Annotated in this window: 21 protein-coding genes and 1 pseudogene; 8 read left to right on the forward strand and 14 right to left on the reverse strand. The window is 65.2% G+C overall.

The genetic code is table 11. From position 1 onward, the window contains the following. Positions 1–21: 21 nt before the first annotated feature. On the forward strand, positions 22–915 hold the full coding sequence (locus G6N43_RS03140) for a manganese catalase family protein (RefSeq protein ID WP_083156891.1): 894 nt from the start codon (positions 22–24) through the stop codon (positions 913–915). A gap of 28 nt (positions 916–943) precedes the next feature. Further along, entirely contained in the window at positions 944–1,528 is a 585-nt protein-coding gene (locus G6N43_RS03145) for a hemerythrin domain-containing protein (protein WP_083156892.1), read from the forward strand. Positions 1,529–1,595: 67 nt separating this feature from the next. Here G6N43_RS03145 and G6N43_RS03150 read toward each other — a convergent pair whose 3' ends face one another. Then, a complete protein-coding gene (locus tag G6N43_RS03150; protein WP_165761905.1) occupies positions 1,596–1,871 on the reverse strand; it encodes a hypothetical protein in 276 nt (91 codons plus the stop codon). 139 nt (positions 1,872–2,010) lie between these two features. Here G6N43_RS03150 and G6N43_RS03155 point away from each other — a divergent pair, with 139 nt between their 5' ends. After that, positions 2,011–2,850, forward strand: a complete 840-nt coding sequence (locus G6N43_RS03155) for an SDR family oxidoreductase (protein WP_083156893.1) — start codon at positions 2,011–2,013, stop codon at positions 2,848–2,850. An 88-nt stretch (positions 2,851–2,938) separates the two neighbouring features. On the opposite strand, the pseudogene G6N43_RS31010 reads toward G6N43_RS03155, so the two are convergent. Next, positions 2,939–3,037: pseudogene (locus G6N43_RS31010) on the reverse strand (LLM class F420-dependent oxidoreductase); the annotation flags it as partial. Between the two features lie 70 nt (positions 3,038–3,107). After that, positions 3,108–3,911 (reverse strand): glycoside hydrolase family 16 protein, encoded by an 804-nt coding sequence (locus G6N43_RS03165; RefSeq protein WP_083156895.1) that lies wholly within the window; start codon positions 3,909–3,911, stop codon positions 3,108–3,110. 76 nt (positions 3,912–3,987) lie between these two features. Here G6N43_RS03165 and G6N43_RS03170 point away from each other — a divergent pair, with 76 nt between their 5' ends. The 4 genes from G6N43_RS03170 (at position 3,988) to G6N43_RS03185 (ending at position 7,101) form a co-directional block, all read left to right on the forward strand. Further along, positions 3,988–5,358 (forward strand): MFS transporter, encoded by a 1,371-nt coding sequence (locus G6N43_RS03170; RefSeq protein WP_083156896.1) that lies wholly within the window; start codon positions 3,988–3,990, stop codon positions 5,356–5,358. Then, a complete protein-coding gene (locus tag G6N43_RS03175) occupies positions 5,331–5,873 on the forward strand; it encodes a hypothetical protein (RefSeq protein ID WP_244960510.1) in 543 nt (180 codons plus the stop codon). Before G6N43_RS03170 ends, G6N43_RS03175 begins: the two co-directional genes overlap by 28 nt. A gap of 12 nt (positions 5,874–5,885) precedes the next feature. Next, on the forward strand, positions 5,886–6,482 hold the full coding sequence (locus tag G6N43_RS03180; protein WP_083156898.1) for an HD family phosphohydrolase: 597 nt from the start codon (positions 5,886–5,888) through the stop codon (positions 6,480–6,482). A gap of 214 nt (positions 6,483–6,696) precedes the next feature. Beyond that, positions 6,697–7,101, forward strand: a complete 405-nt coding sequence (locus G6N43_RS03185; protein ID WP_083156899.1) for a nuclear transport factor 2 family protein — start codon at positions 6,697–6,699, stop codon at positions 7,099–7,101. A gap of 106 nt (positions 7,102–7,207) precedes the next feature. Here the strand turns inward: G6N43_RS03185 and G6N43_RS03190 are convergent, their stop codons facing one another. From G6N43_RS03190 to G6N43_RS03230, 9 genes are all read right to left on the reverse strand, one after another. Then, entirely contained in the window at positions 7,208–7,921 is a 714-nt protein-coding gene (locus G6N43_RS03190) for an alpha/beta fold hydrolase (protein WP_133056585.1), read from the reverse strand. A 40-nt stretch (positions 7,922–7,961) separates the two neighbouring features. Next, positions 7,962–10,508, reverse strand: coding sequence for a DEAD/DEAH box helicase (locus G6N43_RS03195; RefSeq protein WP_083156901.1), 2,547 nt, complete (start codon positions 10,506–10,508; stop codon positions 7,962–7,964). A 58-nt stretch (positions 10,509–10,566) separates the two neighbouring features. Then, positions 10,567–11,499, reverse strand: coding sequence for a LysR family transcriptional regulator (locus tag G6N43_RS03200; protein WP_083156902.1), 933 nt, complete (start codon positions 11,497–11,499; stop codon positions 10,567–10,569). Between the two features lie 39 nt (positions 11,500–11,538). Then, entirely contained in the window at positions 11,539–13,845 is a 2,307-nt protein-coding gene (locus G6N43_RS03205) for a CaiB/BaiF CoA-transferase family protein (RefSeq protein WP_083156903.1), read from the reverse strand. A gap of 5 nt (positions 13,846–13,850) precedes the next feature. Continuing rightward, complete coding sequence (locus tag G6N43_RS03210) at positions 13,851–15,044, reverse strand: acyl-CoA dehydrogenase family protein (RefSeq protein ID WP_083156904.1); 1,194 nt, start codon at positions 15,042–15,044, stop codon at positions 13,851–13,853. Position 15,045: 1 nt separating this feature from the next. Continuing rightward, positions 15,046–16,131, reverse strand: coding sequence for an acyl-CoA dehydrogenase family protein (locus G6N43_RS03215; protein WP_083156905.1), 1,086 nt, complete (start codon positions 16,129–16,131; stop codon positions 15,046–15,048). Positions 16,132–16,236: 105 nt separating this feature from the next. Further along, on the reverse strand, positions 16,237–16,929 hold the full coding sequence (locus G6N43_RS03220; RefSeq protein ID WP_083156906.1) for an HD domain-containing protein: 693 nt from the start codon (positions 16,927–16,929) through the stop codon (positions 16,237–16,239). Positions 16,930–17,297: 368 nt separating this feature from the next. Continuing rightward, on the reverse strand, positions 17,298–18,431 hold the full coding sequence (locus G6N43_RS03225) for an EspA/EspE family type VII secretion system effector (protein WP_083156908.1): 1,134 nt from the start codon (positions 18,429–18,431) through the stop codon (positions 17,298–17,300). After that, positions 18,428–19,153 (reverse strand): EspK C-terminal domain-containing protein, encoded by a 726-nt coding sequence (locus tag G6N43_RS03230; protein ID WP_083156909.1) that lies wholly within the window; start codon positions 19,151–19,153, stop codon positions 18,428–18,430. The genes G6N43_RS03225 and G6N43_RS03230 overlap by 4 nt, the downstream gene beginning before the upstream one ends. 98 nt (positions 19,154–19,251) lie before the next feature. Between G6N43_RS03230 and G6N43_RS03235 the strand changes: the two genes are divergently transcribed. Continuing rightward, positions 19,252–19,464 carry a hypothetical protein gene (locus G6N43_RS03235; RefSeq protein WP_133056586.1) on the forward strand — a complete coding sequence of 71 codons (213 nt, stop codon included), beginning with the start codon at positions 19,252–19,254 and terminating at the stop codon, positions 19,462–19,464. A gap of 1,180 nt (positions 19,465–20,644) precedes the next feature. Here the strand turns inward: G6N43_RS03235 and G6N43_RS03240 are convergent. Beyond that, positions 20,645–21,772, reverse strand: a complete 1,128-nt coding sequence (locus G6N43_RS03240; protein ID WP_234810275.1) for an ESX-1 system-associated protein — start codon at positions 21,770–21,772, stop codon at positions 20,645–20,647. Further along, positions 21,769–22,533, reverse strand: a complete 765-nt coding sequence (locus G6N43_RS03245) for a WXG100 family type VII secretion target (protein WP_179967960.1) — start codon at positions 22,531–22,533, stop codon at positions 21,769–21,771. The genes G6N43_RS03240 and G6N43_RS03245 overlap by 4 nt, the downstream gene beginning before the upstream one ends. Between the last annotated feature and the right edge of the window lie 306 nt (positions 22,534–22,839).

A 22,839-nucleotide genomic window follows, 5' to 3' on the forward strand; every position in this document is an offset into this window, starting at 1 on the left:
TCTATTCAGTCGGGAGATGTCGTGTTCATACACAACAAAGATCTGCAGTTCGAGGTACGGGTATCCCAGCCGGATCCGCGCTTCGCCAGCCTTCTCATGGAGCAATTCGGCGGCGCCAACGGCGAACTCACTGCAGCGCTGCAGTACTTCACTCAAGCGTTTGTGCTCAGGGACAAGAATCCCAAGATGTACGACCTGTTCATGGATATCGCCACCGAGGAGCTGAGCCACCTCGAGATGGTCGGGGCAACCATCACGATGCTGCTCGATGGTCTCAACGACGATCTGAAGATCGCCAATCAGCGGTGCGATTGGATGCCCGCGGTGGCTAGCAAGGACGGTCGCGAACAGGCGATCCATCAGGTCGCGGTGAATCCGATGTTCTTGGTGCTCAGCGGCGGTGGCCCTGATGTCAAGGATTCCGCAGGCAACAACTGGACCGGCGCATTCATCGACGCCAACGGTGATCCCACCGTGGACCTGCGCAACAACCTCGCCGCCGAGTCACGCGCGAAGGTGGTCTACGAGTACCTGAAACAGTTCACCGACGATCCCGGGGTGCAGGACACGCTGACGTTCCTGATGACCCGGGAGATCGCGCACTACCAGCAGTTCACCGCCGCGCTCAACGAGCTCCCGGTGAACTTCCCGCCGGGCCAGCTGCCCGGCGACCCGCGGTTCCAGAACGTCGCCTTCAACATGAGTAACGGCGACGGCTCGGTTCGCGGTCCGTGGAACGAAGGCCAGGGTCCGTGGCCCGAAGGCATCGAGTGGGAGTACGTCGAGAACCCGGAAGAGCAGTGGCTGGGTACGTCGCTGCGCGAGAACACCGGCGCCGAGGCCAATCCCGAAGGGGAGCCCGCGATCGAGGCCGAGAAGCCGTTTACCCACGAGCAGCACACCGCCACGTCGTGAGTGTCGCTGCAGCCGAAAGGACTCGAACATGGACGCATTGACGTTTCTGCGTCAAGACCACAAGAGCGTGCTGGGCATGCTCGAGGTGCTTGACGGCGCGCCCAGCGGAAGCGGGGCCACAGAAAGCGGTCTGGGCACGATGGTGACGAATCTCGTGATCGCGGAGTCGCAGCACGAAGCGATCGAGGAGCAGTTCTTCTGGCCGGCCGTGCGTGAGCTGCTCGAGGATGGAGATGCGTTGGCCGACAAGGCAATCGAGCAGGAGCAGGAGGGAAAGCGGCTCCTGCAGCGGCTCGAGGACGGCGTTCCGGGTGAGCCTGACTATCAGGAGGCGCTCAAGGAGTTCGTCAAGGCCGGACGTGAGCACATCGCCTTCGAGCAGGACGTGGTGTGGCCGGCCTTCGAAGCCGCGATCTCCCGCGAGGATCTGGTGAAGATGGGGGAGAAGCTGGAGGCGGCGAAGAAGATCGCCCCGACTCGCCCGCATCCCGACACCCCGCCGAGTCCAGGAGTGCTCAAGACGATGGGCATGGTCACCGCGACCGTCGATCACATCCGTGACGCGGCAACGGGCCGGGCGGCGGAGAATCCGCCCGATCCGCAGATCCGCTGAGGTGTCGTGATCACTTCGGCCGGGCGCGTCGACAATCGACCGCTCGGCCGAGTGTCACAAAGTTGACCTATCCGCCGCCGGTGACGATGTTCGACGACAGCGTGAGGAACTGGCCGTTCTTCCAGACGCCCCAGCGGCCGCCCCACATGGACGTCCACACGACGGGCTCACCGAGCCAGAAGTCGGTGGTCTTCGGCGGCGCGTTAGGCGGCGGAATCTCACCTTGGGCAGGAACTCCCGGCGGCGGCTGGGCAATCGCCACGGTCGCGCCCAGGCCGAGCGTTGTTGCCGCGAGGCCCGCGGCCACTGCGAACGCAGCCACAGTGTTCTTGATCGAAGGCATTCGGCATCACTCCAGAGTCGGGACCCGTCCGGCTACTTAGTCCGAGTAACCACCCTACGTCATGGTGAAACGTCCGGGCGGCTCTGATACACCCGACCCGAAGACTGTAACGTCGCCACACTGCGTATACGGTCCACACATGACTCGAGTTTCGGTGATCACGGGCGGTGCGGGCGGCATGGGGCAGGCCACCGCGAAAGTCGTCGGCCAGGACCACACCGTCGTGCTGTGCGATGTCAGGCAGGAGCGCCTCGACGCGGCCGCGGCGACGCTGAAGGACCTTGGGGTCACGGCCACGGCAGTGAATTGCGACGTCACCGATCGCGACGCGGTCAGCGGACTGTTCGACAATGCATTAGGTCTTGGAACGGTCGCCTCGGTGATCCACACTGCCGGGGTCAGCCCCAGCATGGGCGACGCCGACTACGTCATGAGGACCAACGCCATCGGCACGCTCAACGTCAATGAGGTCTTTTACGCGGCCGCTCCCGAGGGCGCAGCGATCGTCAATGTGGCGTCGATGGCGGCCCACCTGCTGCCGGACGAACTCATCCCGGCGGCGCACTTCCCGACGGCGTTCGCCGACGAGTCCGCTTTCATGGCGGCGATGCTGGCGGCCTGCGACATCGCCGGCGAGGAGGCGCGGTCCGGCATCGCGTACGCGGTGAGCAAGAGCTTCGTCCGGTGGTACGCCAGCTCGCAGTGCGAGAGGTTCAACAGTCGGGGACTGCGCGTCGTGTCGGTGTCCCCAGGATCCATCGACACCGAGATGGGCAGGCTCGAGGAGCAGGCCGGCGCCGGCGCGATGGTCACCGACGCCGCGGTGCCGCGATGGGGCAAGCCGGAGGAGATGGCCGATCTGCTCGCCTTCTGCGCCAGCACCAAGGCCGGCTATCTGACGGGCACTGACATCCTCAACGACGGCGGAGTGGTCGCGTCGATGAAGGAGCGTGCCCGGGTCGCCGCCCAGAACACCTGAGCCTGTTTCAGCCGCGATAGTCCGCGACGTGCGCAGCAAGTTTGTCGAGCAGACGTAACGACTCGTCCAGCGGCTTGGTGGGCAGTAGCAGCGCCACCTGTCCGAACCCCAGTTCCTCGACGGCGCGCGCCAGCGATACGGGGTCGATGCCGTCGTCAGTGACGAAGGTGGATATGCCGAACTTCATCGCGGCTCCCATCGTCGGCTACGTAAAGCTCAAGTCCGTGCCGGGGCGTACCTATTCCCGCTACGGCCGGCTACCAGACCTTCACCCAGTCAACGAGCATCTCCGCGGGGTAGGTGCCGCCGCTGGGATCGCCGCCACCCGACCCGGCGACCGCCAGGCCCAGGATCGGGAACAGTGTGTAGCCGGGCGTATTGAACTGGTAGTTCGGCAGCTGGTCGGGCGTGACGGTGAAGTACGGTGCCGCGCCCTCGGTGTGGTCCAGCCAGAACTTGAAGCCGTCCTCGGTCCACTGCGTGCGCCATCTATGCCACGCGCTGTCGGGTGTGATGGTGTGGCTGACATGTTCGCCGCCGTTGAGGTTGGCGTGGACGGCGGTTCCGGGAGCCCAGCTGCCGTTGCCGTACCACTCGATGATGTCGACTTCGCCGCCGTTGGTGGGGTTGTTGTTGGCCAGGTACCAGGCCGGCCAGCACCCGGGGGTCAGGCAGTTGAACTTCACCCGGGCTTCCCAGGTGGTGTTGATGCCGCCGCGGTACTTACCGAAGACTTTGCCGCTGTAGTAGGTGTCGCCATCCTTGGCGGCGCGCAGCACCAGGTTGGACTTGCCGTCGAGGAAGAGGTTCCGCCGGTCGTCGCGGTACTGGCCGACGTTCTCGGGGAGCTCCCAGAACGTGGGATCTTCCATGGACTCGCGCTCGTACGCGGGCTCCCATTTGGAGAAATCGGGGGCCGAGCCGGCCGGGCCGTCGAAGTCGTCGATGAAGCGATAGTCGCTGGTCGACGGCTGCGCGTTGGCGGTGGGCAGGGACACGGAGGCCGCCAGAGCGCCGAGGCCGGCGATCTGCATGACGCGGCGACGATTCAGTTCAGGCATTCCATCAGGTAAGCGGTTCTGGCCGCCGAGCGCAAACTCCCTTGATCGTGCGGCACGCGCAGCTAGCGTCGACTGGATGAGTGAGGCGACGCCGCAAACCGTTCAATCAGGGCCGACGCGGGCGCCCACGAGCACCCGCCGTGCGGTGCTCAACACGATCAAGGGTTCGGCGGGCAACCTCGTCGAGTGGTACGACGTCTACGTCTACACGGTCTTCGCGTCGTACTTCGAGGCTCAGTTCTTCGACAAGGCCGACACCAACTCCACGGTGTACATCTACGCGATCTTCGCGGTCACGTTCGTCATGCGCCCGGTTGGATCGTGGTTCTTCGGCCGGTTCGCCGATCGACGGGGGCGCAAGGCGGCGCTGATGTTCAGCGTCACCCTCATGTCGGCGTGCTCGTTCGTGGTGGCGATCATGCCGACGCGCGAGACTCTCGGCTACTGGGCCGCGGTGATCCTGGTGCTGGCCCGCCTGGTGCAGGGCTTCGCGACCGGCGGGGAGTACGGGACCTCGGCGACGTACATGTCGGAGGCGGCGACGGCGAATCGGCGCGGCTTCCTGTCGTCGTTCCAGTACGTGACGCTGATCGGCGGACACGTCCTGGCGCAGTTCACACTGCTGATCGCGCTGCACTTCCTGGACGACGACGCGATGCACGACTGGGGTTGGCGGATAGGATTTTTCATCGGTGGCGTCGCGGCGCTGGTGGTGCTGTGGATCCGACGCTCGATGGATGAGTCGCTCAGCGATGCGCACCTGGAGGCCATCCGCACGGGTGCGGACACCGGCGCCGGTTCCTTGAAGACGTTGTTCACGAGGCACTGGCGCCCGCTGCTGCTGGTGTTCCTCATTACGGCGGGTGGCACCGTCGCGTTCTACACCTACAGCGTGAATGCACCCGCAATCGTCAAGTCCTCCTTTGGATCTGAGCGCGCGTTGACGGCGACGTGGGTGAACCTGCTGGGCCTGATCTTCCTGATGCTGCTGCAGCCGATGGGTGGTCTCATCAGTGATCGGATCGGACGTAAGCCACTGCTGGTCTTCTTCGGAGCCGCCGGCGTGCTCTACACGTACATCCTGCTGACGTATCTGCCGAAGACGACGTCGGCGGTGACGGCGTTCCTCCTATTGGCCGTCGGTTACGTGATCATCACCGGGTACACGTCGGTGAATGCGATCGTGAAGGCGGAGCTGTTCCCCGCCGACATCCGTGCGCTGGGAGTGGGTTTGGGCTATGCGCTGGCGAACTCCGCCTTCGGCGGGACCGCCCCGATGCTGTATCAGGCGTCCAAACCGGATCACGTCACGTTGTTCATCGTGTACGTGACGGTGGTCATCGGGGTGAGCCTGTTGGTGTACATCTTCGCGTTGAAGAACAAGGGTGAGACGGTGCTCGATCGCGAGCAGGGCAGCGCATGGACAGTGCCGGTACCTTCTCGATGACCAGAATGGGAGTGGGTGTGGCGCGTTATGTAGTGGCTTCGACGCTGTTGGCCGTCGGGTTGGCGGTGGCGGGCTGTGGCGGGTCTGGTGAGTCGAGCACGACGACGGTGACCGAAACCGTTTCGGAGACGGGGACTTCCACGTCGGCCGCGGCGACTGCCGTGCCGACAACCGCAGGCTCCGATCTGCCGTCGATGATCCCGATACCGGCGAACAGTCAGCGGAAGGACGGACCGGCATGGATTTACGACGGCGGTGTCCAGAAGCACTTCCTGGTCAACGGATCGCCGGCTGAGGTCATGGACGCGTACAAGACCGCGCTCGAGGATGCGGGCTGGACCGTTGTCGTCGAGAACGCGGGCGGTGGCGGCGGAGGAGGCGGCGCGACGTACACCGGCACCCACGGCGATGCCTACGGCGTGTTCGTCGGTGGGGGCTACGAGAGCACGACCGAGATCAACTCGTGTGTATGGCCGACCAAACCGTCGAACACCAATTGTGGCAAGAACAATTGACGAGGCTGGGTAGTGGCGACGCCCGAGATTCTGCGGAGATCACCGCCGGCTGAGGAGATCCTCGAATCCCATCGCCATCGCGCCCACGGTGACGACGCGGGCTACGACGGTTACAAGGCGCACGTGTACCGGGTGATCAACTTCGCCCGCGCGCTCACGCCGGATCAGCCCGACCGCGACGACAAGCTGGCGATCGCGTCGGCGTTCCACGACCTGGCCGCGTTCGACACTCTCGACTATTTGGTTCCGTCGATCCAGGCGCAGGACGCGTGGCTGGCTGAGACCGGACGTCAGGAATGGTCAGATGAGTTGGCGCTCATCGTCGCTGAGCATCACCGGCTGCTCAGGTACGGTCCGCATCGCCGGTATGCCGCATTGGTCGAGGCGGTGCGCCGAGCGGACTTGATAGATGTCAGCCAGGGCCGTATTCGGTTCGGCTTGCCGAGGTCTTTTGTGGACGACGTCCGGGCGACATTTGACGCGGATGTGTTTTTCAAGCGCGTGATCCCCTCGGGCACAAAGCGTGCCATTCGAGAGCTCCAGCAGCCCGGCTTTCTGCGGCCGCGCAACGCGCTGGTCCGCTCGGGTCACGGCGGGATCGATCGCTAGTCGCGCGTGCGGCATCGTCGTTTTGCTGCCTACAGCCGAGATTGAACACCGCGTTGTTGGTTGAGATCTCAGTCCGGCGTCATAGGGCAGACCTCCGAGCTTCGGAAGGCGCCACGGGGGTGCGGAGCCGGACCGATTGGACCGATTCGGGGCCCGACTGTTCCGCGCGGGACAGGCTTCGTGTGGCAGTTTCCGGCGAGCGTGGAGGTGTCCGATGACCGCCCAAACTGAGGCTAGTCGGGCGGTCGTGATGAAGTTGGTCGATGCCTTTGGAGATCAGAGGTTAGACGATGCGTTGTGCCTACTGCACGACGAGTTCGTCGTTCATGCAGCGGGAGATGTGCCGTATAGCGGTGACTACCTCGGCCCAGCGGGCTTTGTCGATCTCATCACCAAGATTGCTCAGGGACTCGAGCTCACACCGAGCCCAGAAATGCAGTTCATCGCAGACGGCGACAAAGTCGTATTGCATTACCGCCTGACCTTTAGCGCACGTGCGTCTGGGGAGAGCGTCGAGATGAGCATGGCCGAGGTGTTCACGGTCCGTGTCGGGTTGATTGTGGAACTGGATGTGTTCTACAAGAACCCGTCGGTGGTAGCAGCTCTACTAGCAAGGTAGACGCGGCTATTGGCGGCAACGAACTTCTGTACTACGTCGCACTGCATGGGGATCGCTCGAATGGAACAGTAGGTCGGCCGGTGCTTGGAGTGCGCGCGCCCGTGGGCTAACTCGCCTCCGCGACGCGGAGTAATACGTCGGCGACCGCCGACGGCTGGGACAGGAACGGCGAATGGCTGCCCGGCAGCTCGACGACGTCGGCGCCGATGTCGCGGCCTGCGCGCCTCGACCAGGCCGGGTTGATGATCCGATCGTCGCTGCACACCACCGAGGTGCAGCGCACCGACGGATGCTCGGTCAGTGAGCACGGCAGTGTCCACGGGTATCCCGACTGTGGGCGGAGGTGGTCGAATGCCTCAGCCGCGGTGGCCTCGTCGCAGTCGGCGTAGAACACCTTGCGCGCGAAATCGCGGTCAACCCATGTTGTTCGCAACTGCTCATCGGGGTCACTCAACGCCGCTAGCCAGCCGTCGGAGAAATCCGCCGCCACCATGTCGGGCTGGGCCTGCCATTGGTCGAACAAGCCAACTCCACCTTGGGGGACCGCGGCGCACAGGTACACGAGATGCCGCACCGGGCGGCGGTCAGGAATCAGTGCGCCAGTGGCGCCGCCCAAGGAGTGGGCCACCACCACTACGTCGTCGTATGCACGAAGGGCGGTACACACCACATCTGCATAGCGGTCGAAGTCCGCCGCGCCGTCCTCACTCGGCAACTCGGGGACGACCACGTCATGGCCCGCCTCCAATAGGAGCGGTGCGACGCGCTCCCAGCACCACGGACTGTGCCACGCGCCGTGAACCAGCGCGAACGTCGTCATGGGCTGATCGTAAAGGCCCACCGGCGTGGACGGAGACGGTTTAGTCGAGCCGTCCCGCGTCGACGACGCGCAGCACGGCCGCGCCCTCCTCGTCAGAAGCCTCGAGATCCACCTCGACCACGAAACCCCAATCGTGGTCGCCAGCAGGGTCGTCGACGATCTGCCGAACCCGCCACACGCCCGGCTGCCGATCGATGATCAACAGCGCCGGCCCGCGAGCGTCCGCACCCGTCAACACCTGGTCGTGCTCGGCGAAGTAATTTTCGCCGACGTCTTCCCAGCGCTCAGCCGTCCATCCCGACGCCGCGTCCAACTCACCGAGGGCGGACCAGCGGCGGCGCGCGAACAGTTCGAGCCGCCGGAACAGCGCATTGCGGACCATCGCGGTGAATGCCCGCTCGTTGCCGGTTAGCGGACGCGGGCGCGCAGGCACCGCTACCGGTGTATCCAGCGGTTGATCCGGGCTGATCAACTGTTCCCACTCGTCGAGCAGGCTCGAATCTACCTGCCGCACAAGCTCGCCCAGCCACTCGACGATGTCGTTGAGCTCCTCGGTCCGCGCCGCGGCGGGCACTCCGGACCGAAGCGCCTTGAAGGCGTCGGACAGGTACCGCAGCAGCGCCCCCTCGGAGCGCGTCAGCCCGTAGACGCTGACGTACTCACGAAAGGTGAATGCCCGCTCCCACATTTCCCGCACGATGGACTTCGGCGACAGGTGCCCGTCCGCAGCCCACGGATTGCTCTGCAGATACACCTCGAAGGTGTGCTCGAGCAGCTCTTCGAGTGGCCGGGGATACGTGACCTCGTCCAGCAGTTCGATCCGCTCGTCGTACTCGATGCCTTCCGCCTTCATCGCCGCGATCGCCTCGCCACGCGCCTTGTTCAGCTGCGCCGCCAGGACCTGGCGCGGGTCCTCGAGCGTTGCCTCGATCACCGAAACCACATCCAGCGCATAGGTTTCCGAGCCCGGATCCAGCACATCGACCGCGGCCAGGGCGAACGTCGACAGCGGCTGATTGAGGGCGAAATCGGGTGGCAGATCAAGCGTGAGTCGATAGCGCCGCCCGTCCGGCTCGGGCTGGTCGAGACGCTCGATCACGCCGGCCTGCAACAACGAACGCGCAATGCCGACCGCTTCGCGGATGTGCTGAAGCTGCCGTTTCCGTGGCTCGTGGTTCTCGGTGAGCAGGCGGCGCATGGCCGCGAACGGATCGCCCGGGCGGTCGACGACGTCGAGGATCATCGCCGTCGACACGCGCATATTGCTCGTCAACGGTTCCGGCGGCGCATCGATCAGCCGCTTCTGGGTCGACTCGCTCCACGGCACCATGCCTTCGGGCACCTTGCGGCGCACCAGTTTTCGGCGCTTCTTCGGATCATCGGCGACCTTGGCGAACTGTTTGAGGTTCTCCACCTCATGGTCGGGCGCCTGCACGACGACGGTCCCCGCGGTGTCGTAACCCGCCCGTCCCGCCCGACCGGCGATCTGATGGAACTCGCGGGCCGTCAGCAGACGCGTGCGCGTGCCGTCGTACTTCGACAGCGCGGAGAAGACGACGGTCCGGATCGGCACGTTGATGCCGACGCCGAGGGTGTCGGTACCGCAGATGACCTTCAGCAGACCGGCCTGGGCCAACTGTTCCACCAGCCGCCGATACTTGGGCAGCATGCCTGCGTGGTGCACACCGATGCCATGGCGCACCAGGCGCGACAGCGTCGACCCAAAGGCCGACGTGAACCGGAAACCACCGATCAATTCGGCAATCGCCTTCTTCTCCTCCTTGGTGCACACGTTCACGCTCATCAGTGCCTGCGCGCGTTCCAGCGCCGAGGCCTGGGTGAAGTGGACGACGTAGATCGGCGCCTGCTTCGTCTCCAACAGGTCGGTGATCGTCTCGTGCATCGGTGTGGTCGCGTAGTAGTGGTGCAGCGGCACGGGGCGTTCGGCATTGGCGACCAGCGCCGTCGACCTACCGGTGCGTCGCGTCAGGTCCTCGCGCAGGAACGTGACGTCGCCGAGTGTCGCTGACATCAGCAGGAATTGGGCCCTCGGCAGCTCCAGCAGCGGTACCTGCCACGCCCAGCCGCGGTCCGGGTCACCGTAGAAATGGAACTCGTCCATCACGACGAGACCGATGTCCGCCTCGGCACCCTCACGCAGCGCGATGTTGGCGAGCACCTCAGCGGTGCAGGTGATGATCGGCGCGCCCGCGTTCACCGCCGCGTCTCCGGTGAGCATGCCGACGTTCGCGGCGCCGAAGACGTCGCACAGCGCGAAGAACTTCTCGCTCACCAAGGCCTTGATCGGCGCCGTGTAGTAGCTGCGCCGACCCGCTGCCAGCGCGGCATACAGCGCGCCGGTGGCGGCCAGCGACTTCCCCGAGCCCGTCGGCGTGGCGAGCACCACGTTCGCCCCGCTGACCAGCTCGATCAGCGCCTCTTCCTGCGCGGGGTAGAGCGCAGTGCCCTTGGACTCGGCCCATGCGGCGAAGGAGCCGAACAACTCGTCGGCGTCGTCGCCTTTAGCGCTCAGCGCGGACAGGCTCAGCGACTCGTCGGTGGTGGCGGTGGGGCGGGGGTCGGTCATCGTCGACACCAGCCTGCCCTACCGACGGTGTGGATGTGGCGCTGGCCATGCAGTCAGGTCATGCGCCGCGCCGCACCGGCCCCAGTGCATCGGCGATGCGTTCCACCGTCGACTCGATCTCGGCTGCCCTGCCTCGAAGCCGTTCAGGCACCCATGCAAGCGCGAGTTCAATTGGTGCCCAGGTGCTTTCATCGACGGGGATCAACTTGAACTCCGGCGGGGAGAACATCTTGCCGATGAACGAATCCGGCGCGTAGCTGACCACCGCGACGAGGTGGCGGTTGAACACCTGGGTCGCCATCTCGACCTCGCCGCCCCGCTGATTCGTCGTACGGACAATGCGGTGGACGCCCCTGCGGTTCAGTTGACGCGTCAATCCGGCCAGCACCACCGGGTTGGGACGGGCGACGTCGATGACCACTTCCCGATCGCACAACTCCTCGATGGCCACCAGATCCTTGGCGGCCAACGGATCGTCGAACCGAACCGCGATCGCGCCTTGGTATTGGGCGACCACCTTGTACCGCAAGCGTTTGTCACTCGCGGGCAGGTGGATCAGACCCAGTTCCGCCTGGCCGGCGATCAGCTTGGCGGTGACCTCCGCCGCCGATCCCGGCACGGTGAACTCGGTCGGGCCGGGCAGCTCGGCGAGGATCCCCTCCAGCGCGGCGATCAGATCCGACGGGGCATAGGCGGTGGCGCTCACCCGGATCGGGAACTGGCCCTTCACCGTCTGTGCGGCTGTCGCCTTGAAGTCCTCGACCTGTCGCAGAATCTCGCGTGCCGGACCGAGCAGACGCTGGCCCAGAGGTGTCAGCCGCACATCGTGGTAGCCGCGCTCGAACAACGGCCCGCCGAGTTCCTTCTCCAGCAGTTTGATCTGCTTGCTCAGCGGCGGCGGCGTGATCATCAACTTGTCGGCGGCCCGCTTGAAGTGCAGCTCGTCTGCGACAGCCACGAAGTACCGGAGCCTGGTGAAGTCGATGTCCATCCCTGCCGCGCTCGAAAGTGGTAGTAGCCACCTCGAATGCTACGAGACGGGCGGGGTCTCCAATACGCCGCGTTCGTGCAGCTCCTCGATCTCCGCGGCGTCGAGGCCGAGCAGCTCGGCTGCGATCTCGGCGGTCTGCTCACCCAACAGCGGTGCCTGCCCCAGCGGCGGATCCGCCACATGGTCGCAGTGGATCTGAACGTTCTCCATCATGAACGGGACGTCTCCGTGCGGATGCAGCTCTTCCCGGAACGCGCGCCGCTGTTCGTAATACCTCCAGCCGGGGAGCTCGTTGGCGTGCATCACGGCGCCCGCAGGCACCCCCGCGTTCTGCAGGATCTCCATCGCCTCGGTCTTCGAGCGCTGCGCCGTCCAGGCGCGGACGGCCTCCAGATCGGCTGCGCCGACGACCGTGCACAACGCCTCCCGGTCGGCCTCGTCCCGTGCGGTGATCGCGATCCAGTTGTCCTCACCGGCGGCGGGGAAGAGTCCCCAGATGGCGTCGTCGGCGGGTGCGTCGGCCCCGGCGCGCCCGCCCCTCTGCAAGGCGTCGGCGGCGATGTCGGCCGCGAGGTGGCTGAGCATGACTTCGGCCTGCGAGATGCTGGCCGACCCGCCCGCACCGGTGCGCTCCCTGCGCAACAGCAGGGCGATCGCCGACAGCGCGCCGATCCTGGCGGCGACGTGGTCCGGGTAGACGGTGACGGTGTCGCAGAAGGTGTCCGGGTCGTCCGGATACGTCCACAGGTTCGTGAAACCGACGGCGGCGCGAACCAGCGGACCGTACCCGAGGCGCTTGGCCCACGGGCCGTTCGGCCCGTACGCGGAACTGTCGACGACGACGATGCCCGGATTGATCTCCTTCAGCGTCGCGTAGTCCATGCCGAGCGCCTCGGCCACGCCCGGCTTGTAGTTCGTCAGCACGACGTCGGAAATCTTCACCAACCGGTGCGCGTACTCCCGGCCTTCGGCGGTGCGCATGTCGATGCCGATCGACCGCTTGTTGCGGTGGCCCGCGGCGAACGGCTGGGTCATCGATGTCGGCTTACCGATCCGCAGGCCGTCGGGATGCGCGGAGTGTTCGATCTTGACGACGTCGGCACCGAGATCGCCGAACAGCCTGCCGGTGTCGGCGCCGACGACGATGACACCCAGGTCCAGGACGCGAATACCCTCCAGCGGCAGTCCTTCTCCACGACGATCGCGTGTCTTCAACAGCGGCGCTTCGGTAGGCCGGTCAGCCTGCGCCGGATTCGGCGCATTGAGCGCGCTGGCGCGGTGACCGTCGATTTCGGTGACGCCCACCGGAACTGGGGCCACCACACCGGCGGCCAGGCCGACGTCGCGGAAAAACCCACGCGCAGTGAAGTGTTCGGCGTTCAACGCCTCGGACAGTGTCAGCACTGCCGCCGTGGGCACGCCGTGGGCCTGGCCCTGCGCCTCCAACTCCGCGCGAGTCTTGTCCGCGCAGAAGCGTTCGATCGTGGCGAGCAGTTCCGGTGACCTGAAACGCTTTCCGAGCTTGTCGTAGGACGGGTCGGCGAACTCCTCCGGACTGCCCATCCACTTGAACATGCCATGCCATTGTCGCTTGGCCAGGACGCACATGCGGACGTGGCCGTCCTTGCAGGCGATGATCGGGTAGCGCTGTTGTTCGGCGTTGAAATCGCGCTGCTGCGCGCTGACCGCGACGCCCGCCGAAGCGCTTCCTGCCGAGCCGAAGGGCGGGTCGAGGGTCTGCATCGCGCCGTCGAGAACGGAGAAGTCGATCAGATCGCCCTCGCCCGTGCGCAACCGGTCGAGATAGACGGCCGCCGTCATCACGGCGGCCTGCGCGGCGGCGACGTGATACGGCAGCTCCGCCGGAGGTATCAGCGGCTCCCGGCCGGGAATGCCCGACCTCGACAACTCGCTCGAGAGCGCGTGAAAAACCGGGGTGGTGCCCTGCCAACCGCGGTAGTCGTTGTCGCGGCCGAAGTCGCTGATCGACAGGATCACCAGCGCCGGATACCGCTCGCGGAGGCGACGCACCGACAACGCCGTTTCGGCGGCCGATCCCGGCCGGGTGTTCTCGATGAGGATGTCAGCGCCGGCGAGCAGTCCCTCGAACTCCGCCGGGCCCTCGACGTCGACCACCGGCATGCCGTGGCGGTTAATCGCCGTCTGGATCGGCACCTCGTCGACGTGCGGGCCCACGACATCGTCGTCGGCGGTAATGCCGGGCACGTGGAGCGCCGTCACGTGGGCGCCCAGGTCGGCGAACAGGCGCCCGACGGCGGTCATCGGCCCCGAGGTCAGGTCCAGAATCCGGGTGCCGCTCAGCGGGGGATCGTAGGAGTCGGCCATCTGGGTCAGCTCCGGCGGGCCTGTCGGAACGGGATGTCGCGATCGGCCTCTGGCTCCTTGGGCAGGCCGAGCACGCGCTCACCGATGATGTTCCGCTGGATCTGGTCGGTGCCACCGCCGATCGAGGTGAAGAACGCGTTGAGCGTCAGGAAGTTGACGTCGTCGGCCACCGGATTATCGGGCCCGGCCAGCAGCGCCTCGGCGCCGATGATCTGTGTCTTCATCGCGGCCTCGGTGTGCAGGATCTTCGACATCGCGAGCTTGCCGAGGGACATGATCGAGCTCGAGGTGCCCACTGACGTACTGGCTTTCGCGCGGGCATTGTTGAGCCTGTTGAGTTCGCGCATGGCCAGCACCTTGGCCAGGGGATAGCGCACGGCGGGGTCATCGAGCTTGCCGTGTTCGCGGGCCAGCTCGATCAGGCTGTCGGCCTTGCGGTTTCGCGAACCGCGTCCGCTGTCGCCCATGATGGAGCGCTCATAGGCCAGCGCGGTCTGCAGCGCCCGCCAGCCGTTGCCCTCACCACCGAGGAGGTAGTCGTTGGACACCGCGGCGTCGTTGATGAACACCTCGTTGAAGTGGGATTCGCCGGTGATCTGCACCAGCGGGCGCACTTCGATGCCGGGCTGCTTCATCGGCATGATGAACAGGCTCAGCCCCTTGTGCTTCGGCACGTCCCAGTCGGTACGGGCGAGCAGGAGCGCGTAGTCGGCGGTCTGTGCGCCCGACGTCCACACCTTCTGGCCGTTGACAACCCACTGATCGCCATCTCGCACGGCGGTGGTGCGCACGCTGGCGAGGTCGGAGCCGGCGCCTGGCTCGCTGTAGAGCAGGCAGGTGCGGGCGCGTTCGACGAGGAAGTCGCGCAGCAGGTCGTTCTTGAGCTTGCCGGTGCCGAGCGCGAGCACGGTGTTGGCCGGGATGTTGTACTTGTCCTGGCGCGAGCCCGGAGCCTTGACGGCGGCGAACTCCTGCCCGATGACGTTGGCCAACTTGTTCGGGTAGCCGCGACCGAACCACTCGGCGGGATAGGTCGGCACGGCGTAGCCGGCTTCGAGCACCTTCTCCAACCACGCGATCCGCTCGGGTGACGAGACCCAGGGGTCATCGGACTTGGGCAGAGGAGTCCAGTTGTCGCGCAACCACTCCCGGACCTCGGCGCGGAGTTCGTCAGGTGTCGGCAGTTCTTGGGTCGTCATGTCAGGCACCTTTCGAGGTGAGGTAGCGCTCGCGATGCAGGCGCGGACCACCGAACAGTTGAAGTCCGGTGCGCGCCCGCCGCAGGAAGAGGTGGGCGGGATGCTCCCAGGTGAAGCCGATGCCGCCGTGCATCTGGATGGCGTTCATGGCGATGGTCTCGTACGCCTCGGCGCAGGTGAATCCGGCCAATGCGGTTGCGCCGTCGGATGTCTCGCTGTTCGCAGCTTTCTCGGCAGCCGCGTGTTGTGCGGCAGAGGTGGCGTTCTCTACCTCGAGAAGCAGATCGGCGGCCATGTGCTTGAGCGCCTGGAAGCTACCGATCTGGCGGCCGAATTGGACGCGGGTCTTGAGGTATTCGACGGTCATGTCGAAGATCTTGCGGGCGCCGCCGACCTGCTCGCCCGCCGACGCGATGACCGCATAGTCCAGCGCGGTCTGCACGGCGTCCCAGCCCGCGGTGCCGAGGCGGCGTGCGGGGGTGTTCGTGAAGGTGAAGGCGGACAGGCGCACCGTCGGATCGAAAACCGTTGCGGCCGTGCGCTCGAAGTCACCGGTGACTTCGTACACGCCGATACCGTCTGCGGCCCGGGCGACCACGAGTACGACGTCCCCCACCTGACCCCAGGTGACGTAGTGGGCGGTGCCGGTGAGCGTGCCGTCGGCGTTGGCCTGCACGTCGACGCCGTCTGCGGTCCACGTGCCGGACTTGCCCGTGAGCGCGACGGTGCCGATCGAGGTGCCGTCGGCGAGGCCGGGCAGCAGCCGCTGCTTGTCGTCATCCGAGCCGGCGGCCTGGATGAGCGCGACCGACAGCACCGCGCTGGAAATGAAGGGTGCCGGCAGGAGGGCGGCGCCGGTCTCCTCAGCGACGGCTTCGAGTTCCAGAGCGCCGAAGCCGAGCCCACCATGGTCGTCGTCGACAAGCATGCCGAGAACGCCCTGCTCGGCAAGGTGGGTCCACAAGTCGCGATCAAACCCCTCGTCGCTGCCCATCACGCGGCGCACGTCTTCTTCGGTGCACTTGTCGGCCAGCAGCTCGCCCACGGCCGTGCGCAGCTCCGCGCGTTCAGCCACACTGATCGTCATTCCCAAACCGCCTCTCCTAGCGGCATCCATGCTTGGCCTCGCATGGCCCGGTGTCCATCACGAATTTCGACACCGGCGGGTTTCCGATTGCGACATGTGTGCAGGTCAGGTCATGCTGCTACTCCTCAGGGGCTGGTCACCCCACCCCGAGGCGGCGACCAGGTCGAGGAATGTGAACGAGGTCCCGTTTAACACCTCGTTCAAGTGGGCGGGGAACGAGAACGGGGGAGCTTTCATCGGATTGGCCCGGGTGCCCTCGGCGATGGCCGAGGAGATCGCGTATCCGAGGTCGTGTCGCGGCCAGGCGGTGTGCACCCGATCGGCGAACCCGGGCGAGAGAAGGTCCTTGGCCCTGCCGTCGATGTCGAGCGAGATGCCCACGAAGCAGACGGACTGCACTGGGCCGAATCGTTCAGCCAAGCCGACACTGGTGTGCAGGGCGATGGACTGCCACACGGTGGTGACGCGATCCTCGGGTACCGATCGTTCACGGAGGAAGCGGGCGGCGGCGTCGGCACCGTCAACTTCGAAGCGCTGGTCACCGAGGGCGTAATCGGTGATGCCGAGGTCGTGCAGGATGCAGGCGAGGAAGAACAGTTCGTCGTCATAGTCGATGTCGCTGCGTAAGCCTTTGGCGGCAGCGAGTTCGCGCCCGAACAGGTAGCTGCGGACGCAGTGGTTGGTCAGGAAGGGCGGGGACACGTCGGCCGTCAATCGAAGGGCGGTGGAACAGATTTCGGAGTCCGGGAGGTTCCACTCGACGGGATCTCCCGGCACGGACAGCTGGTCGTTGGTCATACCGTCACATTGCCGAGTCGCGGCAGGTCCGGACAGTTGCCGGACGGACAACAATCGTCGGGATCTGGCCACGCCGGGCGGCGGTAGAGTCAGTGCGGTGATGGGTCTGGGGACGACGTGTTGCTGCTGATACTCAAGATTGCTCTGATCGCGTTCATCCTGTGTGGGTTAGCGGCGATTGTGACCGTGTACGTCATTCGCTCTCGCAGAGCGCATTACCGCGATCGGCCTGATCTGAGCCTGCAGCGCCCGTATTTCCGCGGCGTGCCACCGACTCCGCTACCGGAGTGGGTGCATTGGGACGAACTGGACTCCGAAGATCCTGACGAGGCGCCGTCTGCCCGACGTTAGGCGGGTCCCGGGATAGGTCACCGCGGTCGCGTCATGATCGGCGGTGACGGGGGAAGCCCGCGCAAGCCACCGATAGGAACGCCGTTCTGATACGTGAACTGGCCGCCGCAGCCATCGGGCAGGTAGTAGGTGATATCCGCGTTCTTGGCTGACAGCACCGCAATCTCGTTGAGATCAATAGGTTTCCACCTGATATCCATGAACGTCATCGACTGCTCATTGCTGTCGACGACCCGGTTGTGCTGTTGGTACTCGTAGACGTTCTGAACCCAGCGTTGCTGCTGCCAGCGCCCGTTCTCGTGGACCATCTTCGTGTATGTCGTTGCCTCGTGGCCGGCAATCCGGAACCGGTACTGCTCTTCGAGTCTGCCGGCCGGTGGGTCGGCGGCCCAGCTCTTCCCCGGCGTGTACCAGCCCGTCGTGCCGCCAATCTTCAGCGGCGTGCCTTCCGGGAACGGATGGTACTGACGTGTCAATGGAGGGGGTCGCGTTCCGTTGGAGGGCAATGGGTTCATGTTTACCCAGTAGCCGAACCGTTCGTCGCCAATGAAGGGATTCGAGGCGGGGTCGACTGGCTGGCCCGGAATGAGCGGTGGTGGCTCGTCGGGAGTGTCGGTCTTGAAATCGACGCCCCGGATCGCGGATTCATGCTCGGGTGTCTGTTGGAAATCCAACGCTAAGTACTCATCGCGGAGACCGCGGATTCTCTGGGCGATATCGCGGGATTCGGCGATTGAGCGGTGGATGATCTCGCGGAGCTGCTCGAATCCTTTCTGAGCGATCGCGAGTCGCAGCCGTTCCCCAGTCTCGCCCTGAGGCGTGTTCGCGGCGGCGTCGATCACTTGCTTGCGGACGGTGTCGAGATCGCGGCGACGGGCATCGGTAACGTCTGCGGATCGATCGACTTCTGAACGGAAGCGGTGGTCGACCGCAGCGAAGTGTCCAATTGCGTGGCGTTGTTTGGTATTCGCCGCGGCGTACTCGGTGGCGGCTGATCCGGACCAATGCGATCCGGGTGCCGCGGACGCGAGAATAGATTCGGCGTGGCCTAGACGATCGCTGCTGTATTGCGCACCGCGGACAGGCGTCCCAGCCCCGAAACTCCGTCGTGTGTGCGACCACGTGGACAGGAACGCGTTGATGATGCTCATACGGTGCCCTCGCTGTTCACGGCGTCGGACATCAGCACACTCAGGTGCTGCCAGTAGATCCAATCGGCAATGGCGGCACGTTGAGCGGCAGGATCGGCGGCGGTGTGTGCGAGGTGCAATGCAAGCTCTCGTGCGTGGTCTGCATAGGTCACGAACGCCGCGAGTTGCACGGCAGCGCGGTCAGGAACGTTGCTCAACAGTGGACGAAACACCTCGAACCACAGCTGAGATCGTCGATCCTCGGGCGCGTTGGCGTCGGTTGAGGGTGGAGGCAGTAGGTCGGCCAAGCCGGAACCGCTCACAGCGGCGAGCTTCATCGCGGCGTCGGGGGCGATGACCTGTAGGCGGTGCCGCCCTGTGATGGCCCCGTTCTCGGGGATGTCATCCGGCCGTAGGACGATCTTCGGGGTACCCGGGTCGAATCCCTTGAACTGGTCTTCGGTGGCGATGACAGCGCGCAGATCGGTGTTGTGGTATTGGGCCCAACCATGAAGGGCGAGAATAGGATACGTCGTCCAAGCGGCGCGGACGCTGGCGGGGATGGATTCGTCGGCGGTGGCCATCTTGACGTGCTCGGGCAGGTTCACTCCCTCAGGTATGTAGGCCAGTCCGTAGTTGTTGGCGACGACGATGGTTCCGTCCTTCGCCAGGCCGGTTATCCAGAAGAATCCGACATCGGTGATACCGACGTTGAGGGCGGCGGCGATACGTTGAGCCAACATCGCGGGATCGGTGCCGGGGGCACGACGGCGCAGAGCGCCTGCTGTCGCCGCTACAGCAGCGGCTTCACGATGGGCGCGCGCGGCCGAAACCGGAACTGGTGCAGGGGCTCCCACAGAGCTGGGGCCGGCGGCGGCGACTGGCATTGACGGGCCGACGGGTCCTGCTGATGCGACGGGTGCCGCGGGCGACGGCGTTGGAGGCGGGCCCAGGGGTATCGGCGAACCTGGAGCCGGTGCCGACGGCCCGGGTGGTGGCGCGACTGGCGCTGGGGCGCCAGCAGCAGGAGCCGATGTTACGGGCGTTTGGGTAGGAGCGGGTGGCGCGTCGAGGACCGGTGGTGTCGTCAATGGCGGTGCGATCGGAGCGGAGCCAAGCGATGTTGCCGGTTGGGTTGGCAGGATTGGTGTTTGGGCGGCTTTCGTTGCGGCTTCGGCCATTGCTCTGTGGAACTCGGTCAGCTGTTGTTGGGGCGTAACGGGCGCCGCGCCAGCGGTACTCGGCACGCTGGGCGCGGATGGCGAGGGTGTCGAAGGGGTCGACAGCGGGCTCGAAGGTACTCCGATGCTCGGAGCTGATGGCGCGCTCGGAGTCGAAGGCGCACTGGGCATTCCGGGTACCCGAGGGACCCCGGGTATCGCTGGCCCTGGTACAGCGGGAGGCATGCCAGCGGTAGGACCCTCCATATTCGATGTCAGAGATGGCCTCCTGACCGTGTCGCTTTCACCCGAGGCTGGCACGGTCGGTGCCGGTGGCGGAGGGCTATAGACCTTGGCAGGTTCGTCCACTGACGGCATCTTGCTGGTATCACTCCCGCCCGACCCCCGTGAATTCGGTGCTGCCGGGAGTGGAGTCGACGCCCCTGGCGCAGGAGCAAGGCTTGCGTGGTCGCCGAAAGACATGTTGCTCGCACGAATCCGGCTACCCTCTGCGGAAGCGTCATCAACAGTGTTATCTTCGTGATTGTTGGCATCGCTAGCTACCGAATCGCTGCGACCTTCCACAGGCTTTCCCGAAATGCGCGATCCAGCAGTATCAACGATGTCCACGTTCTCGCTGCGAGTGGCATCGATGATGGCTTGAATCGCCGACTTCTTCTCAGAATCCGCGCCTTTGGTGTCCTCGACGACACTAATCAGGTTGTTCGCTTTCTCGACGTTTGCGATGACCGCGTTCTTGGCGTTAATCACCGTGGCCATGCTGTCCCTGAAAATTTTCACAGAAGAGTCGAGTCGATCTTTGAGGCCCTCTAGGTCAACGATCTGTCTGTCGAGGCCGATATTGGCGGCCGCTGCGCCCATGCCTGACCAGATGCCAACGCCGCTAAACATAAGGAGTCGCTGCTCCTTTACCGCGTCGAGTTGCGAGCCAACTGTGGTCGAAAGTGACTCGAAGGTCTCCGCGCAGGTACCCAACGCATCCTCATCTACGTCTGGCCACGCTGGCGGTGCAGCCATTCCACAGGGATCAGCTGGCCTGCCGATAGCCATCCGCTACGCGTCCGACGCTCTACACGCATCGGCGACGGCAGAAGTGATGTCCGCTGACACCGCCGCTAGGTAGGAATCGGGTGTCGAATATGACGGCAGTGCATTCGCGTATGCGCGGCGATACTGCGCAGCGAGCAACGCGAAATCCTGCAGGGTGGGATTGTTACTGCGAAGGCCTAGTTCGTCGAGATGGTGAGCCAACCCAGTCATCACTGGAATGACGCCCTCTATTATCTTGCGCTGTTCCGGGTTCCAGTCACTAGCGGGGACATTTGAGTCCATCGCTTGCCACTCAGCGGTGTCCTCGTCGAATTGCTCGAGAGTTTCAATCAGATCCGGACATGTGCGATCGACAGCGCTAAGGAACAACGTGGCGCCACCGGGCTCGGTAGGCGGTTCGATCGCGGTCGGATTCGGCGGTGCATCCACAAGTGGAGCACGCGCCTCAGCAGAGCCATAGGAAATTGCAGTACATATGTCTGTCAATGCATTTGAGATCCCCCCGGCGACGCCCGCAAGGAGGTTGTCGGTCTCGCTATAGGTGGGTATGGCGTCAACGTAGGCATGTGCGTAAGCGATGAACTGCTGGTAAAGCTCACGCATCACCCTGTGTGGCGTGACCTTTACCAGCGGTACCGATTGGTCGGCTGCCCGACGCATGGCACCGGCAACTTCTTCGTACTGCGTTCGCTGCGCGGGTGTCCATTGGGTAGCCGGGATTGAACGATCCCGCTGGTCCCAACCGTTGCGCTGTTCCTGCGCGAGTGTCCTTACGATCGGGCCCCATGCTGTACAGCTCGGATCCTCGGTAATGATGCTGACCGGACCTTTGTCGTCGGCGCTCGCCAACCCGAACGTCTCGCCCGTCGACGCCGCACCGTCGTCACCACGGTCTTTTGTTACCGAAATCGTCACTGCCACAGTAACTCCGATGACGACCAGCAGCGCCAGCGCTCCGATGCCCCACTTCCAGCCGTTGCCGCCCTTCTTCGTCGGCGGGCCAGCGCCCCATGTCTGCCATCGCTGCTGGGACCCCGGATAGCCTTGCGGCGGAACATTATTCCCGGGCGGCGGACCGCCGGGCGGTGGACTGCCAGGCGGGGGCGTACCGCCGGGCGGCTGAAAGCTCACAGCGCGACCCTGATCGTCGCCTCGGCCGGACGTGTCGGCGCGGGCTTCGGCGAGGAAGGCGGCTCCGGCTTGGATTCTTGCGGCGCAGGTTCCGGCGCCCGCTCGGCACTCGAGCCACCCGGCGCCGCTTCGTCGGACCGCGGCTCCGCCCTCTCCTTGGGCTGCTCCTCGACATCGAGCTTCGGATCCTCGTCGGCGAGACGCTCTTCGCTTGACATCTCTGCCATTTGACTCGCCTGCTGCGCGGCGCTCTGCACGCCTTGCATGATCGCCTGGGGAATCGCCGCCGCCATGCTCGCCAATTGCATCGGGATCTGAGCAGCCTGTTGAGCCAGCTGCATCGGCATCTGCATCAGCTGGCCCATCTGGTCCGTCTGCCCCGCTCCGGCCGCCGGAGCCGCAGCCGGCGTCCCGCCCGACACGGGCGTTCCCGGCGCACCGCCGCCCGCTCCCACTGTCTCGTCCAGCAGACCCAACCGCTTGAGAATGTCCTCTGCAATCTGCCGATCGGTCGCGTCGTAGCGGTCCGCCGCGGCCATCACATTCTGGGCGTAGCGGGTCAGCTCTTCTTTGGTGATCGGCATCTGGGCGATCACCGGATCGACCACCTCGGCGACCTTGCCCGCGATCGCCGTTGACAGTGCATCGGTGCCCGCCGGGCTGAACGGGGCAGGCGCCTCCGGGATCAATCCGGCGATCGTCTGCAACTTCGCGCCCGACTGCCGGACCAACGCGGTATCGACGCGCAAATCCTCAGTCACAGTCGCTCCGCTCGGCATTCAGCTCCCCCGCTGAACCCCGCCGAGCCCCCTCAGGCGTCACGCGGAAAATGCTACCGGACCTGAAAAGCCGCCAAATGCACTAATTCCACCGGTCCGACGTCGTCGAACAGACCGTCAGACACCGCCGTCTACCAGGCACGTCACCGCCAGACACCGGCCATCGGTCCATCCCGCGCATACAACCCCCACACCAGCCGAGCACCCCCACCGAATGTGGGGTTCTGTCACACAAATCACCACTTGCGCGGCGCGAAAACGCGAGCAGAATACGTCGCGCGGGGGAAC

Origin of the sequence: Mycolicibacterium moriokaense (genome assembly GCF_010726085.1) — a bacterium.
GTDB classification, from domain to species: Bacteria; Actinomycetota; Actinomycetes; order Mycobacteriales; family Mycobacteriaceae; genus Mycobacterium; species Mycobacterium moriokaense.